General features: G+C 68.5%; 12 protein-coding genes. 1 reads left to right on the top strand and 11 read right to left on the bottom strand.

What is annotated here, in order from left to right; all coding sequences use genetic code 11:
- Nucleotides 1-706 precede the first annotated feature (706 nt).
- The 6 genes from TFC3_RS37360 to TFC3_RS25715 all read right to left on the bottom strand — a co-directional run bounded on the left by TFC3_RS37360 (nt 707) and on the right by TFC3_RS25715 (nt 6,728).
- A complete protein-coding gene (locus tag TFC3_RS37360) occupies nt 707-1,447 on the bottom strand; it encodes an LPXTG cell wall anchor domain-containing protein (RefSeq protein ID WP_153040387.1) in 741 nt (246 codons plus the stop codon).
- A 696-nt stretch (nt 1,448-2,143) separates the two neighbouring features.
- Nucleotides 2,144-2,950, bottom strand: coding sequence for a regulatory protein RecX (locus tag TFC3_RS25700; protein WP_173745349.1), 807 nt, complete (start codon nt 2,948-2,950; stop codon nt 2,144-2,146).
- A 171-nt stretch (nt 2,951-3,121) separates the two neighbouring features.
- On the bottom strand, nt 3,122-4,168 hold the full coding sequence (recA, locus tag TFC3_RS25705) for a recombinase RecA (RefSeq protein ID WP_067507570.1): 1,047 nt from the start codon (nt 4,166-4,168) through the stop codon (nt 3,122-3,124).
- Nucleotides 4,169-4,367: 199 nt separating this feature from the next.
- Nucleotides 4,368-4,568 carry a DUF3046 domain-containing protein gene (locus TFC3_RS36265; protein ID WP_082772303.1) on the bottom strand — a complete coding sequence of 67 codons (201 nt, stop codon included), beginning with the start codon at nt 4,566-4,568 and terminating at the stop codon, nt 4,368-4,370.
- Between the two features lie 81 nt (nt 4,569-4,649).
- Nucleotides 4,650-5,312 (bottom strand): UdgX family uracil-DNA binding protein, encoded by a 663-nt coding sequence (locus TFC3_RS25710; protein ID WP_067504979.1) that lies wholly within the window; start codon nt 5,310-5,312, stop codon nt 4,650-4,652.
- 69 nt (nt 5,313-5,381) lie between these two features.
- The gene (locus TFC3_RS25715) at nt 5,382-6,728 is read right to left on the bottom strand and encodes an aminotransferase class I/II-fold pyridoxal phosphate-dependent enzyme (protein WP_067504982.1); all 1,347 of its coding nucleotides are present in this window, start codon (nt 6,726-6,728) and stop codon (nt 5,382-5,384) included.
- Between the two features lie 47 nt (nt 6,729-6,775).
- Here TFC3_RS25715 and TFC3_RS25720 point away from each other — a divergent pair, with 47 nt between their 5' ends.
- Complete coding sequence (locus TFC3_RS25720; protein WP_236718319.1) at nt 6,776-8,017, top strand: bifunctional pyridoxamine 5'-phosphate oxidase family protein/GNAT family N-acetyltransferase; 1,242 nt, start codon at nt 6,776-6,778, stop codon at nt 8,015-8,017.
- Between the two features lie 109 nt (nt 8,018-8,126).
- Here TFC3_RS25720 and TFC3_RS25725 read toward each other — a convergent pair whose 3' ends face one another.
- From TFC3_RS25725 to TFC3_RS25745, 5 genes are all read right to left on the bottom strand, one after another.
- Nucleotides 8,127-8,591, bottom strand: a complete 465-nt coding sequence (locus TFC3_RS25725) for a DoxX family protein (protein WP_067504985.1) — start codon at nt 8,589-8,591, stop codon at nt 8,127-8,129.
- A 682-nt stretch (nt 8,592-9,273) separates the two neighbouring features.
- Nucleotides 9,274-10,026, bottom strand: a complete 753-nt coding sequence (locus tag TFC3_RS25730) for a sporulation protein (protein WP_067504988.1) — start codon at nt 10,024-10,026, stop codon at nt 9,274-9,276.
- Nucleotides 10,027-10,116: 90 nt separating this feature from the next.
- The gene (locus TFC3_RS25735; protein WP_067504991.1) at nt 10,117-11,172 is read right to left on the bottom strand and encodes a hemolysin family protein; all 1,056 of its coding nucleotides are present in this window, start codon (nt 11,170-11,172) and stop codon (nt 10,117-10,119) included.
- Nucleotides 11,169-12,470, bottom strand: a complete 1,302-nt coding sequence (locus TFC3_RS25740) for a hemolysin family protein (protein ID WP_067504994.1) — start codon at nt 12,468-12,470, stop codon at nt 11,169-11,171. Before TFC3_RS25740 ends, TFC3_RS25735 begins: the two co-directional genes overlap by 4 nt.
- A gap of 306 nt (nt 12,471-12,776) precedes the next feature.
- Nucleotides 12,777-14,417, bottom strand: coding sequence for a serine/threonine-protein kinase (locus TFC3_RS25745; protein ID WP_067504997.1), 1,641 nt, complete (start codon nt 14,415-14,417; stop codon nt 12,777-12,779).
- Nucleotides 14,418-14,451 lie beyond the last annotated feature (34 nt).

Raw genomic sequence — 14,451 nt, forward strand, 5'->3', positions numbered from 1 at the left:
GGTGCGGCTCGTTCGGGGTGCGGTGGAACGGGCCGTACGTGGGGGTATCGCCTTGGTTCTGGCGGGTTGGCTCGTTCTGCTGGGCCGCGTTGTTCGAGCCGAGCGCGTGGTTTGGCTGGGCCATGTTGTTCGGCTGGCCCCCGTGCGCCGGTTGGGCTTGGTTGTGGGATTCGGCCTGGACAGCTGGCGGTTGGCCGTACGACGGCTGGGAGTTGTGCTGATATTGACCGGGGGCCGGGTGGGCGTACGGCTGCGCAGGGATTTGGGGGTTGGGTTGCTGACGGCTGCCCGGAGTGATCGTCGGGTAGGAGGCTGTCGGCTGGTGGCCTAGCGGGATCGGAGCAGTTGCTGCCTCGCCTGGCGTTCCGAACTCCTGGTCCGCACCGCTCACCGGACCCATCCCCTCGGCTGTGCTCGTTCCCTGCGCCGGGAATGGTCCCCGGCACCCTGTGCTGTGCAGTCCCCGTGAGTGGTGCTCACCGGCACGCATCGTCTCCCTGCGGCGCGGGCTTCAGCACCCGCGGGAGTTCGCCGTCCCAGGTATGCAGATTACCAGCCAGTCGCCACGGCCGATGTCCCGCAGCGATCGTAGAAAGCCGATGGACCCGCAGCCCAGAGGGGGTGCGGGTCCATCGTTACGGAGCTGTTGCCCGCTTGCTCACTCGCCGTATGTCAGGTGTCGGCCTGCGGCTTGGTTGTGCGTGCGTCAGGCGTCGGCCTGGCCGGGGCGGCGGCGGCGCGTCACGAGGATCATGCCGGCACCTCCCGCGGCGATTGCGGCGCCCACGCCCGCGATGGTGACGACGTTGGTGCCGGTGACCGGGAGGCCGCCGCCGTCGGAGTTCGAGCCACCGCCGGAGCCGCCGGCGTAGTCCGAACCGCTTCCGTTGCCGCCGCCGCCGTTCGATCCACCGCCGTTGCTGCCGCCGTTCGACCCACCGTTGGAGCCGCCGTTGCCGCCACCGTTGGAGCCGCCACCGTTGGAGCCGCCGCCGTTCGAGCCGCCGTTGCCGCCACCGTTGGAGCCGCCGTTGCCGCCCGAGGTGGGCGGGTTGGTCGTCGGGTCGCCGGGGTTGCTACCGCCGCCGCCGGGGGTGTCGCCGCCGCCGTTGCCAGGCGGGGTGTCGCCGCCACCACCGTTGTCGCCGCCACCACCGTTGTCGCCGCCACCGTTACCCGGCGGAGTGTCGCCGCCACCGTCACCGGGCGGGGTGTCGCCACCACCGCCGTTGTCGCCACCGCCGTCACCGGGCGGGGTGTCGCCGCCGCCACCGTTGTCGCCGCCACCGTTGTCGCCGCCGCCGTTGTCGCCGCCGGGCGGGGTGTCGCCACCGCCACCGCCGTCGCTCGGGGGCGGGGTGTTGTCGTCGCCGCCACCACCCGGCGGGTCTTCGTCCGCGGCGGTTGCGGTGTCACCCGCGGCGGCCGTGGCCTGCTCATCGAGCACGACGACACCGCGTGGGTGAACCTGGGTTGTGGAAGCGGCAGCAGCGGAGGCTCCCGCAAGGGCAGCCACGCCGACAGCTCCGACCAAAAAGCCGAGCCGCGCAGCCACACGCACGCCACGACGACGCGCGAGCTGATTGGTTCGCATGTTCCTCCCCGTACTTCAGGAATTCCTTGAGTCCACGGCGGGCGTCGATAAAGACACTGATCTCTATGGCCCAGGCTAGGAGACTACCGGTACGGACGCGTCCGTTCCATCCACGGATGACAATCCCGCCCAAGCGGGACATAGAGCCTCGGCCCGGCGTCCTATGAGCCACTTCCGGATGCGAGAGGTGGCGTTTCCGAGCGCTACGAGGGTCTCTCCTGGTGCGTCGCAGCGTTTCTCGGCACGCCCGGAGCACTTCCGGGCGCCGGGCGCGTCTTCTGGGCGCGGCGCCGGGCGATCTGGGGTGGCGAGACGATTTGCTGCCCAGGAGTTGCCTCGTTATTGCCCGACTGAACTTGGGCTGCCGCGGGTTCCTCCACATTGCCCGGTAAGAAGAAGCGAGACTGTTGCGCCGCGTGCCGGGGTGGTTACGTATGAGGAACTTCCTGGGGTAGGGCGGCAGTACGGGGGTGAAGCTGCTGTCGTACTCAGGATTGAGGCTGAATTGTGTTGTCGGGCCGGGCGACCGTCGCGTTTGGAGGGTGGCGTTTACTGGTCGGTCATGGCGTCGGGGTCGATCTGATCGGCGAACTCCGCGGCTTCGGCGTCGCGGGCGGCCAATGCATCCTTTACCGCGCGGATGGCGGTGCCGGCCGGATATCCCTTGCGGGCGAGCATGCCGACGAGGCGGCGGAAGACCTGATCCGGTGTGCCACGGGCGGTGCGAAGTTTACGGTCGACGAGGGCGCGCGCTGCCTCGGCCTCGGCTTCGTCGTCTACGGCTTCGAGGGCCTCGGTGGCCACCTCCGCGTCGACGCCGTGCTGGCGGAGTTCATTGGCGAGAGCGCGGCGGGCCAGGCCGCGGCCGTGATGGCGGCTGGAGACCCAGGCCCGGGCGAAGGCCGCGTCATCGATGATGCCGACCTCGTCGTACCGGTCGAGCACCTCGGCGATGACTTCTTCCGAGATTTCCTTACGGGTCAGGGCCTTGGCGAGTTCGGCTCTGGTGCGCGGCCGGACGGCTAGCTGGCGCAGGCAGATCTCGCGGGCGATCTCCGATTCGGAGCGTGGCGTTGCATCGCTCGACCCTGCGTTGCCTGAACCGGCGCCGCCTGACCTGGCGCTACCTGACTTGGCGCTGCCTGGCCCGGCGCTGCCTGGTCCGGCGATGTTTGCCGGTGCGCCGTCGGTTCCGAAGGCGGACTCCCCCGGCGAGCCTCGGCGCCGGTCGGTGCCGGCGTTGCCGCGCCGGGACTCGCTACGCCGGGGCTCGCCATCGGGGGAGTCCGGGTCGGAGGACCGTGGGGGAATCGCGTCCCAGCCGCGCCCGGACCGGGCGCCGCGTCGTCCAGCCATGCGCGAAACGCCTCCTCATCACCGCGCGCCGCCGAGGGCGGGGGCTCGTTCGCCGTGAGCCCCGGCTCTTTCAGCCGGCCCCATGAGGTCGGCTGATCCGGTGGCGTGGCTCAGGGCGCAGGATTGCGGCCGCGGTGGGCCGCCGTCCTGCATTGCCTCGGGCCGGACTGCTCAGAAGTCGACCGGGGGGAGCTCCGGACCGCCGGCGGCGTCGCCGGTGGTCTGGCCCACGCCGAGCTTCTCGAGGATCTTCTTTTCGATCTCGGCGGCCACGTCGGGGTTTTCCTTGAGGAACTCGCGGGCCTTTTCCTTGCCCTGCCCGAGCTGGTCGCCGTCGTAGGTGTACCAGGCGCCGGACTTGCGGATGATGCTCTGCTCGACGCCGACGTCGATCAGCGAGCCCTCGCGGGAGATGCCCTTGCCGTACATGATGTCGAACTCGGCCTGCTTGAACGGGGCCGCGACCTTGTTCTTGACGACCTTGACGCGGGTGCGGTTACCCACCACGTCGGTGCCGTCCTTGAGGCTCTCGATGCGGCGCACGTCGAGGCGGACCGAGGCGTAGAACTTGAGCGCGCGGCCACCGGTCGTCGTCTCGGGCGAGCCGAACATGACGCCGATCTTCTCGCGGAGCTGGTTGATGAAGATAGCCGTCGTGCCGGAGTTGTTGAGAATACCGGTGATCTTCCGCAGGGCCTGGCTCATGAGGCGGGCCTGCAGACCGACGTGGCTGTCACCCATCTCGCCCTCGATTTCGGCGCGCGGCACGAGGGCGGCCACCGAGTCGATGACGATGATGTCGAGCGCGCCCGAGCGGATCAGCATGTCCGCGATTTCGAGCGCCTGCTCACCGGTGTCCGGCTGGGACACCAGAAGCGCGTCGGTGTCGACACCGAGGGCGCGCGCGTAGTCCGGGTCGAGCGCGTGCTCCGCGTCGATGAAGGCGGCAATGCCGCCGTTGCGCTGGGCGTTGGCCACCGCGTGCAGGGCCACCGTCGTCTTACCGCTGGACTCCGGTCCGTATACCTCGATGACGCGCCCGCGCGGCAGACCGCCGACGCCGAGCGCCACATCCAGGGCGATGGAGCCGGTCGGGATGATGGCGGTTTCCACCACCGGCCGCTCTCCCAGCCGCATCACCGAGCCCTTGCCGAACTGCTTGTCGATCTGCGCCAGCGCTAGATCGAGCGCCTTGTCCCGGTCAGGTCCTGCCACCATGTCCGCCACCCCTGTATTCGACTTCGCAGGCGTTTTCGCCGAAGCGCTTCTGTTCACCACGCGGGTCACGCTAGACCTTGGGTCTGACAGAAAACGGCCGGACGGCCGCACGCTGTGGATGACCACGCCGCTGAGCACAATAGCCGAACACCTGTACGACCATCGAGCGACACGCCAGAACAAACGTACGAATATGCAGTCAGCGCAGTCGGGCAGGCACTCGATCGGGGTACGAGGTCACCACAGCTCGCCAGACAGTAGCCGTATCGACACCCTGCGCAATGGCTTCATCAATCGTTCGTCCACCAAGGTCCGCAAAGGCGTGATCGGCGGCGAAGCTGTGCGCGTAGGCCGAGCCGAATGCCTGCTCAAGGCGCTGCCAGAAGTCCGTCAACCGCACCTGTGAAGCCTACTCGCGGCGCTGTGGACGGCTACCGACGAGTCGCGGCCTGATGAGATGAAGGTCACCGCTCGACATCACTCATGCCAGGGCGGCTGCGGCGATCTTCAAGTCGTCGACCAGACCCTGGAAGGCTGCGTCACGATCGTCGGCGCGCAGAACCGCGGACGGGTGGATGGTGGCGAGCGCTTGGGTCTCGGAGACCGGGAAGTCGTCGGGGTGCTGGGCCGACGCGGGCCACGGCATGAGCTGCCCACGGGATTTGGTCACCCGGAAGGACGGCCCGAGCAGCGCCTTGGCCGCGGTGGCGCCCAGCATGATGATCATGTCAGGCTTGAGCAGCGCGAACTCGGAAACCAGCCAGGGACGGCAGGCGGTGATATGAGCCGGCCCCGGGCTCTGGTGGATGCGCCGCTTACCGCGCAACTCAAAGCGAAAGTGCTTCACGGCGTTGGTGATGTACACATTCGAGGCATCCAGGCCGGCGGCGTCCACAGCATCGCGCAGCAGTCGACCGGCGGGCCCAACGAACGGCAAGCCCTTCTGGTCCTCCACGTCGCCCGGCTGTTCACCCACGAACACCACCCGGGCTTCGGCGGCGCCCCGGCCGAAGACCGTCTGGGTGGCATCGCGGTAGAGCTCACAGCCCTCGCAATGCGCTGCGGCGGCCTTGAGCTGGTCAAGCTCGTGAGCATCCCCCGGTACGAAGTGCTGCGCGCCGATCGGCGCCTCGGTGCTCGGCATGGCACCGTTCTACCCTCTCCCTTCGCCTTCACGCCCGGCAGTGTCACCCGAACGGTGCCACGCAACGCCTCAGCGGCCCGGCACACCGTTTTCGGCGGGACGGGTCGCCTCGGCCACTGCCTGCGCGAACGGTTCGATGTGGTGAAAATCCAAACGACTGATGGTTATTCGTACGCCCGGAGGTGCGCTGACCCGGAACATCGACCCGGGCGCCACCACATATCCCGAGTCCCGCAGGGCCGTCACTACCCGGGTTTCGTCGGATACCCGTACCCAGAGGTTGATGCCTGTGGAGCCGCGCGCGTCGACACCTCGTTGTTGCAGGGCGTCTCGTAGCGCGTGGCGGCGCTGGTCGTAGCTGCCGGCGGCAACTGCGACTTCGGCGGCGACGCTGTCCTCCAGCCACAGGCGCAGCATCAGCCGCTGCATCACGGTGGACACCCAGCCGGAGGTGATGCGCATGCGGCCGACAACCCGGCCCATTGTCGCCTCGTCGCCGACCATGACGGCCAGTCGCAGGTCAGGGCCGAAAGGCTTGGAGGCCGAGCGGAGGAACACCCAGGAGTCGGTGATGCCGCTCAGCGAATTCAGGGGTACGCCGGACAGCTCGGCGGCGTGGTCATCTTCGACGAGCAGCACATTTCGGTGCTGAGCCAAGATGTCGCGCAGAGCGGCAGCGCGGTGCTCGCTGATAGCTGCGCCTGTCGGGTTCTGGGCTCGGGCGGTGATGACTATTGCTCGTACCCCGGAAGCAATTGCCTTGGTCAGACTGTCGGGAAGTGGACCTTCGTCGTCGACTGCCAGGGAGACGGTCGTCAGCCCCAGCGCGGCCGCCAGGTCGAGCAGATTGGCCCAGCCCGGATCCTCGATGGCGATCGCGTCGCCGGGCCGCAGGTGGGTGATGAGGAGCCGCTCGAGGGCGTCGAGCGCGCCGTTTGTCACGGCGATGACCGCGTTGTCGACGGGCACTCCGTCAGCCCCGAGCCGAGCCCGTGCCACCTCAGCAAATTCCGGAATCGCGCCGGCCGCCGCGTACCCCAGAGGCTCCTCGACCTCGCGCGAAACGGCGCGTAAGTGAGAACCAAGATCGGGCAGCAACCGGACGTCGGGATCTCCTGAGGAAAGGTCGAGCGAGCCCGGCGGCGCAGGCAGACGCAGGGCAGCGCGCGGATCCGCGACCGCCGGACGCGAACGCACGCGTGTGCCCCGTCGGCCGGCCGCCTCCACGATCCCGCGTTGGCGCAGCTCCTGGTAGGCCTTCGAGACGGTCGCCGGACTGACATGCAACTGGTCGGCGAGCAGGCGGATCGGCGGAAGAGCAGCGCCGGCAACAAAATCGCCGCGCAGGACCCCGGTCTCGATGCTGGCCGAGATCGATGAGGCGGTCGAGCCTGTCACCTGATATTGTTCTGCCACAACATAGATTATGTACTAGCACAAAGAACTCTGGCAAGGAGGCTCTCGTGTCCGACGCCTACGAGCGCACCAGCCGCACGACCGCAATGCGCGATCGCGGCCGGATGACCTACGACCGCGACCTCGCCCACGCCATCCTGGACGGGGCCTACGACAGTTCTGTCGCGTTCGTGATCGATGGCGAGCCCCGGGTGCTTCCGATGCTGCACGCCCGCGTCGGTGAGACGCTCTATCTGCACGCCTCCACGGGCAGCCGGCTGGCGCTGTCAGCGCGCGAAAACGGTGTGTCCATTGCTGTTTCGGTGACGCTGATCGACGGGCTCGTCCTCGCGCGCTCGCAGTTCAACCACAGCGCCAACTACCGGTCCGTGGTGGCGCACGGTGTGGCCCGGCCGGTCACTGAGGACGCCGAGAAGAGGGCCGCGCTGACTGCGCTGGTGGACAAGGTCGCGCCCGGGAGGTCGGCTGAAAGCCGCCCACCAACGACCAAGGAATTGGCGACGACGGCGGTTCTGTCCCTGCCGTTGGCAGAGGTTTCCGTTCGGGTACGCGCAAGCGGCGTCATCGACGACCCCGAGGACGAGCAGTTGCCGCACTGGGCCGGCGTCCTCCCCCTGCGCCGCACAGCCGGGCCGCCCGTACCCGCGTTCGGAGTCGGCCGACCGGCCCCTGCGTCGCTTCCGGGCACCCCGACGTCCCCCTGGTTCACGGCGGTGCCGCTGCGAGGACGACATGTGGCATTGGAACCCTTGGCGCAGTCTCATGTGGAGGGCCTGTTCAAGGCGCTGGGCGATGACGAGGTCTGGCAGTTCTTGCCGCATCGCCGGCCGCAGAACCTGGAGGAGATGACGGCGCACGTCAGCTCGGCGGCGCAACAGCACTGGGCGGGTGAACGGGTGCCGTGGGCTCAGTGCGACCCGGTTACCGGTGAAGTGATGGGCATGACGAGCTACCACGACCTCGACGAGACCCGGCAGTCCCTCGGGATCGGACACACGATGCTCGGCCGGCGCTGGTGGCGCAGCGCGGTGAACACCGAGGCCAAGCTTCTCCTGCTGGGGCGGGCTTTCGAGGTGCTCGGGGCGCAGCGGGTGTTCTGGTTCACCGACATTCGCAACGAGCGGTCCCAGCGGGCCATCGCGAGGCTGGGAGCTAGCCGGGACGGGATGATCCGGCGGCATCGGCTGAGACCGGACGGGACTTGGCGTGACTCGGTGCTGTTCGCCATGACTGCCGACGAGTGGCCTGCGGCTCGCGAGCGGCTGGCGGCTCGGCTGGAGCGTGGCTGACCGGACGACCGGGTGACCGGACGACCGGGTGACTTACCGACTGGACGACCGGCGAGCGCGGCAGACCTAAGGGGATGGCTGGCCTGCCGCGCTTCGATGGAGATGGCCGTCAGGCGGAGGCCGGTTCGGTGACGGGGTCCTTGGCACTGGCGGGCGTCGCCGTGGCGGGGGCTGCGGTGCGGCGGCGCAGGAGGGCGTCCAGGGACCACGGGCCGGCTCCGAGGACGGCGATGACCAGGAACGTCCAGGCGTACAGGGCCGGGGTCACGCCGCCGTTCTGGATCGGCAACAGGGCGTTGGGCTGGTGCACCACGAAATAGGCGTACGCCATGGAGCCGGACGCGAGGATGGCTGCCGGGCGGGTGAAGAGGCCGAGCATGACGAGGATGCCGCAGGCGAGCTGGATCAGGCCGGCGTACCAGTTGGGCCAGAGGCCGACTTCTACCGCCTTGCCGGTCTGCGGGTTGCCGCCGAAGAGCCCAAGAACCGATGCGGCGCCGTGCAGGCTGAACAGGAGGCCGATCACGATCCGGAAAACGGACCAGACGGGGGCGGCAAACCTGTGCGTGTCCATGCGTCACTCCTGAGGAATGGGGGAAGTCCACACCGTCGACCAGTAAAAGCCCCAGCCGTACCGATGCGAACCGGTAGACGGACGTTAATATGTTGAAGGTGCAACCTTCAACCCCTGATCCTGGGCAATCGACGCAGAACCATGTCAGAAACATGTGTCGCACATTTCGGGCACGTTAGAACCGCAGGTCACGTGTGGTCGCCTGGGAGTTACTTTCCGCGCTGGATTTTTGCTGAGGATTCGGTCTCGGGTTGGTGAATTGGGGGTGGAGCTGTCGCGGGCTGTTGGCGTGCGGGGATGCTTGGTGCTTCGCGGGGTGTTGACGTGGAGGCGTGGGTACACAGGGGCTGCTGGTAAGCGACGCCGGCTACGCGCAGGGCCGCTGACGCGCAGGGCCGCTGAGGCATGGGGCCGTTGGCACACACGGTCATTGGCGCGCAAGGCCACTGACGCATGGGCCGCTGGCAGTACACGGACCGTTGGTGCGAAAGGCCGCTGGCGCACATGGGCACTAAGCGAACACAGGCACTCAGCGAACACGGGCACTCAGCGAACAACGCCGTTAGCGTCCAGCGTCTTTAGCGTGCGGGCCTCCAGCGCACAAGGCCGCCGATGTGCAAGGCCGCCGGCGCTCAAGGCCGTATCCACAAGCGCTCCGGACGGAAGGCATGCCGGTGGGGCGTTACGGGAGTGCGGGAAGGGCTTCGCGGAGGGCGGTTGCTGCGTCCGTTGGGGTGGCTGTGTGGTCCAGGCAGAAGCGGGCGTAGGAGTCTGTTGCGGGGCGCAGGAGGGTGCTGTGCTTCTCGTATTCGAGGATTACTTCCAGGCCGGTTTCATCGGCTACGAAGGTTAGTTCTAGTTCGTCCATGAGCTTGTGCAAGGTTCGGGGCGGGGTGTACTCGAGTTCCTGGTAGAAGGGGAGTTCTAGGCGTACACCGTAGATTGCTCCTCTTTCGACGTTGGCGTTGTGGAAGGTGAAGCCTAGGGTTTCGAGTTCTTCCAGCACCAGGTCCTGGGCTGGGAGCGGGTGGACTGCGACCAGCTCGGCGTCGCCGCAGTCCACGTGTTCTTCTGTGGTTACCTCGGTGCGCAGGCCCATGGTCATTCCTGCCAGCAGCTCACCGTGGGCGTGGGTCAGCGGGGTTTCCCAGGGCGGCGTGATGGTGAAGGGGATGTCCTGGTGTTCCCCGGGTGCCAAGGTGAAACCCGCTGCTACCCAGGCTCGGTGAAATTCCAGCAGGGCGTCGCCGTCTTCCGCCTCGGCCCGGGTTACCAGGCCTACCGCGATGGTTTCGACGGCCACGTCGTAGTCGCCGCCCCGCACCCGGACCGCGCCCATGATCGGGGTGCCGGGGTAGGTGTCCGCAGTGGTCAGCACCGTGTGCACGGTGGGGCCGCCGAGGCCGAAGCCGCGCAACACCTTCTCGAACTCCATCCCCTTCACCTTTCGTCAAAGAAGACCGCGAGCCGCCGAGAAGGCCGAGCTGTCAAAGGGCGGCGAAAGCGCGGCCCCACCAAAGGGCGCTCAGCGCATGCGCCTGCCCACCGGGACCGGGTCGGTTTCGTCGTCGAACTCGCCGATCACCTGCTCCAGGAGGTCTTCCAGGGCCACGAAGCCGACCCGATGCCCACTTCTGGTCACCATGGCGAGTTGGGCCCGGGCAGCCCTCATCTGCGTCACCGCGTCGGTTACCGGGACCGCTGCGTCCAGGGTGAACGGGCGGTCCATCAAATCCTCAGCCGTCACGTCGCGGCCTGCTGTGGTGGCTCGTACGGCCTCGCGGACGTGCACCACGCCAACCACGTCGCCGGCGGCCGACTCCACGGCCAAGCGGGATCGGCCGCTGCGCAGGGAGGCTGCTTCGACGTCCAGGGCTGATGAGGACAGGGTTACCGTCACCAGCTGATCATCGGCGATCAGGACCTCGGCGACCGTGGTCTCCTGCAATTTCAGCATGCTTGTCAGCAGTTCGGTTTGTTCGGCACCGATCAGGCCTTCCGCCCTCGATCGCTCGAGGAGAATGTGCATCTCCTCGGGGCCGTGAGCCTGGGCCAGCTGATCCTGAGCGTGCACGCCGAAGGGGCGAAGGGCCGCGTTGGCCAGCCAGTTGAGCGCCACAAGCGCGGGGTGAACCACCCGTACGAAGCCCCGGAACGGCAACGCCAGCAGGGTGGCCGAGCGCTCCGGATCCGTGATGGCCCACGACTTTGGCATCATCTCGCCCAGCACCAGGTGCAGGAAGGTCACCACGATCAGGGCGACCAGCAGGGCGATGATCTCGCTGGGCACATCCGGCAGGCCCAGCCCGTGCAGCAGGGGGTGCAGCAGGTGCTCGATGGCGGGCTCGGCCAGGGCACCCAGGCCCAGCGAGCACAGGGTGATGCCGAGCTGGGCACCGGCCAGCATGATGGACAGCTCGCGGCTGCCATCCAGGGCTGCCTTGGCGGCTCGGCTCCCCTCCGCGGCGGCGTGCTCCAGCCGGTAACGCTTGCTGGCGACCAGGGCGAACTCGGCGGCGACGAAGAAGCCGTTGCCGGCGAGCAGCAGCAGCGAGCAGATGATGGCCCAGGTGGGGGTCACTGTGCCACCTCCGAGATGCGTACGGACTCCGGTACGTGCCGGTCCACCGACAGCACGGCCAGCGCGGCTCCACTTTCCAGCGACACCGAGTCGCCGACCTGGGGAACCCGGCCCAGGTGGGTCATGACCAGGCCCGACACCGTGTCGTACCCGTCGGCCTCGGGCAGGGTGAGCCCGGTGGCGTCGGCTACCTCGTCGATGCGCCACCGGGCGGGGACGATCCACGAGCCGTCGTCCTGCTGGGTGGGCGCCGGCTCGGGCAGGTCGTCCTCGTCGCGGATGGGGCCGACCAGTTCCTCGGCGATGTCCTCGAGGGTGATGATGCCGGCGAAGCCTCCGTACTCGTCCACGACGCAGGCCAGCTGGCGATGACCGCCGCGCAGGCGGTCCAGGATCGCGGGCAGGCGCAGCGAGGACGGGACGAACAGGGCGGGCGCGCAGAGGTCCTTGACCAACACGTTTGCCCGCGCGGACGGGGGCACGGCGAGGACATCGGCGATGCCGACCACGCCGGCGATTTCATCCACGCCGGTGCCGGAACGAACCGGGAAGCGCGATCGGCCGGTGTCCAGCAGCTCGATGACGCGGGTCGCGGGGTCGGCGGCCTGCACGGTGTGTACGTCCACGCGCGGCACCATCACCTCCGACGCGGTCCGGCGCCGGAAGTCGAGGCCGCGGTCGAGCAGCTCGCTCAGCTCCTCGGTGAGGTGCCCTTCCTCGCGCGACTCGGCGATGATCTGCTCGAGGTCCTCCTCGGTGGCACCCTCGGGCAGCTCTTCGATCGGCTCGATGCCCACGCGGCGCAGCAGCTTGGCCGCGGCCTTGTCGAACAGCTTGATGACCGGGCCGAACACCGCCAGGTACACCAGCGTGGAGCGGCTCAACGCCTTGGCCAGCGGCTCGGGCCGGGCGATCGCCAGGTTCTTGGGGGCGAGCTCGCCGAACACCATCTGCACGACGGTGGCGATCAGCAGCGCCAGCACGACGGAGATGCCGGTGGACACGCCGTCGGGGAGGCCGGTGACGCCCAGCAGCTCGGCGAAGCCCTCACCCAGGAACGGCTCGGCCACATACCCGACGATCAGGGCGGTGACCGTGATGCCGAGCTGGGCGCCGGAGAGCACGAAGGAGAGGCGTTCGGTGACTTTGAGTGCTCGCTCGGCGGCCTGGTCGCCCTGGTCGGCCTGCTGGCGCAGGCGGCCCCGATCGACGGCGACATAGCCGAACTCCTGGGCGACGAAGTAGCCGGTCACGGCCGTCACCAGCAGGACGAGCAAGAGACCCACCAGGATCAACACTGGGAGCTCCGGAAGTGCACAAGAAACACGGAAAGCCGGGCCAAGCCCGGCTGTCTACTGCCGATCATTTGTCAAAGGTATCAGCGTCCGCTGAACACGCGCTGTGAGTATGCCGGGTCCGGGCGGGTGAACCCGGACCCGGCACAGCACTACGCGGAAAGCGACCGGACGGCGTACCCAGAGCTGCACCTGAGCGGCGGTCTTACGCCCTCGGCACCGGTGAAAGATGCCACCGGCGGGAATGCCCGCGGCGGTCGGCGATCAGGTTGCAGCCGGTCACGCCGTTGTTGCCGGAAGAGGCATACCTCAGGTGCCCGAGCCGGTGTAGAAGGTGCTGACGATCATGCCCCAGGTCGCGAAGTTCGCCGGCCAGTCCAGATCGCGGGTCATCAGCCCGTAGGCGTAACCCTCGCCGCCGACGGCCACCCAGCGGGTGATCGAGTGCATCCGCCCGCCGGTCGAGTCGAACGCGTACTCCCAGTCGGCGGCCTTGTTCAGCGCGGGCACGCGGTTGATGCCGTACTGCTTGTAGGCGGGCAGGGCGCCGACCGTGCGCAGCCGGCTCACCTCCTCGCGACAAGCCTTGACCGGATCCCCCCTGGGGTTGCGGGAGGCGTCGACGCTCAGCACGCGGGGCGAGGCAGGGTCGCGGAAACAGAGGGTGGTGCCGATTTTCTCGTACGTCCACCCGTCGGGCACGGCGATGTGGAAGCCACCTTGCGAGAAGTAGGACCAGCCCGGATACAACGCCCAGTTACCCCGCAGCTTCTCGGCGTTCCGTTGCGGCGTCTTGGGCAGGTCAGCGGTGGTCGTACCCAGGCAATTGATGGGGGTAAATCCGCCCGGTGAAGCCGAGAAGCTGGACAGGGCCGGGGACGCCGATGGTTGCGCGACGGGCGGGGCGTTGTCCTTAGCGTGCAGCAGGAAGGCGCCGGCCACCGCAAGAATCACCACGGCGAGCGCTCCCCCGAGCGCGGGTTTGAGCCACCGGCGGCGGCGCGGCGTGGGTGGAGGCGTCGGCGGGTCGATCGTCAGGGGCGCGCTGGGGTGCTCTTCGAGAACCGGCGGCGGCGCGGGACTGACCGGCTTGCGCTGAGCCGGTACGACCGCACGCCCCGAATACAGCGAAGTGACCCCGGACACCGCGCGCAGCCGCTCCTCAACCTCGCGCGCGCCGAGCCGTTCCATCGGCTCACGCTGCAGCAACCCGGTCAGCACCGGCGCGAGCGGCCCGGCTCGTACCGGCATGTCGGGTTCCTCGGTCGCCAGCGCCATCAGCGTGGCCATCGCACTGTCGCGGGCGAACGGGGACCGGCCCTCCACCGCCGCGAACAGTGTCGCCCCGAACGACCACAGGTCCGATTCCACGGTTGAAGCACCGTCGCGCGCGCGTTCCGGCGACACGTACTGCGGGGAACCGACGACCAGCCCAGGACCAGTGACCGAGCCGTCATCGACGAACGTAGCCAGTCCGAAGTCGGTCAGCACGACCCGCCCGTCGTCGCCGATAAGCACGTTGTGCGGCTTCACGTCGCGGTGCAGCACGCCGGCGCGGTGCGCAGCGGTAATGGCCTGCAGCACGTCGAGGCCTATCCGCGCGGCCTGCTCCGGCTCGTAGGGCCCGTCCTCGCCGATCACCTGGTGCAGCGAGCGCGACGGCACGTACTCCATCACGATCCACGGCTGCTCGTCGGCGTGCACCACGTCGTAGATCTTGACCACGTGCGGGTGGTTGAGGCGCGCGGCACTGCGAGCTTCGCGCAGCGTCCGGTCGCGCAGCCGCGCCTTCTCCTCGTCGGTCATCCAGTCGGGCGGCACGAACTCCTTGACCGCCACGTCCCGGTCGAGCATCTCGTCGCGGGCCAGCCAGACCCGGCCCATGCCGCCGCTGCCGACCGGCTCGCGCAGGCGATACCGACCGGCGATGAGCATCCGCCTGACCGCCATCAGCCTCCACCCGTCGTCGATTGCCAGCCTAGCC

The sequence above is a fragment of the Actinoplanes sp. TFC3 genome (assembly GCF_001553785.1).
Lineage (GTDB): Bacteria > Actinomycetota > Actinomycetes > Mycobacteriales > Micromonosporaceae > Actinoplanes.

Excerpts from the sequence above, each read along its gene's own strand:
- TFC3_RS25700 (WP_173745349.1), bottom strand. The coding sequence starts at position 2,950 with ATGGCTGGACGACGCGGCGCCCGGTCCGGGCGCGGCTGGGACGCGATT.
- recA (WP_067507570.1), bottom strand. The coding sequence starts at position 4,168 with ATGGTGGCAGGACCTGACCGGGACAAGGCGCTCGATCTAGCGCTGGCG.
- TFC3_RS25710 (WP_067504979.1), bottom strand. The coding sequence starts at position 5,312 with ATGCCGAGCACCGAGGCGCCGATCGGCGCGCAGCACTTCGTACCGGGG.
- TFC3_RS25725 (WP_067504985.1), bottom strand. The coding sequence starts at position 8,591 with ATGGACACGCACAGGTTTGCCGCCCCCGTCTGGTCCGTTTTCCGGATC.
- TFC3_RS25730 (WP_067504988.1), bottom strand. The coding sequence starts at position 10,026 with ATGGAGTTCGAGAAGGTGTTGCGCGGCTTCGGCCTCGGCGGCCCCACC.
- TFC3_RS25745 (WP_067504997.1), bottom strand. The coding sequence starts at position 14,417 with ATGGCGGTCAGGCGGATGCTCATCGCCGGTCGGTATCGCCTGCGCGAG.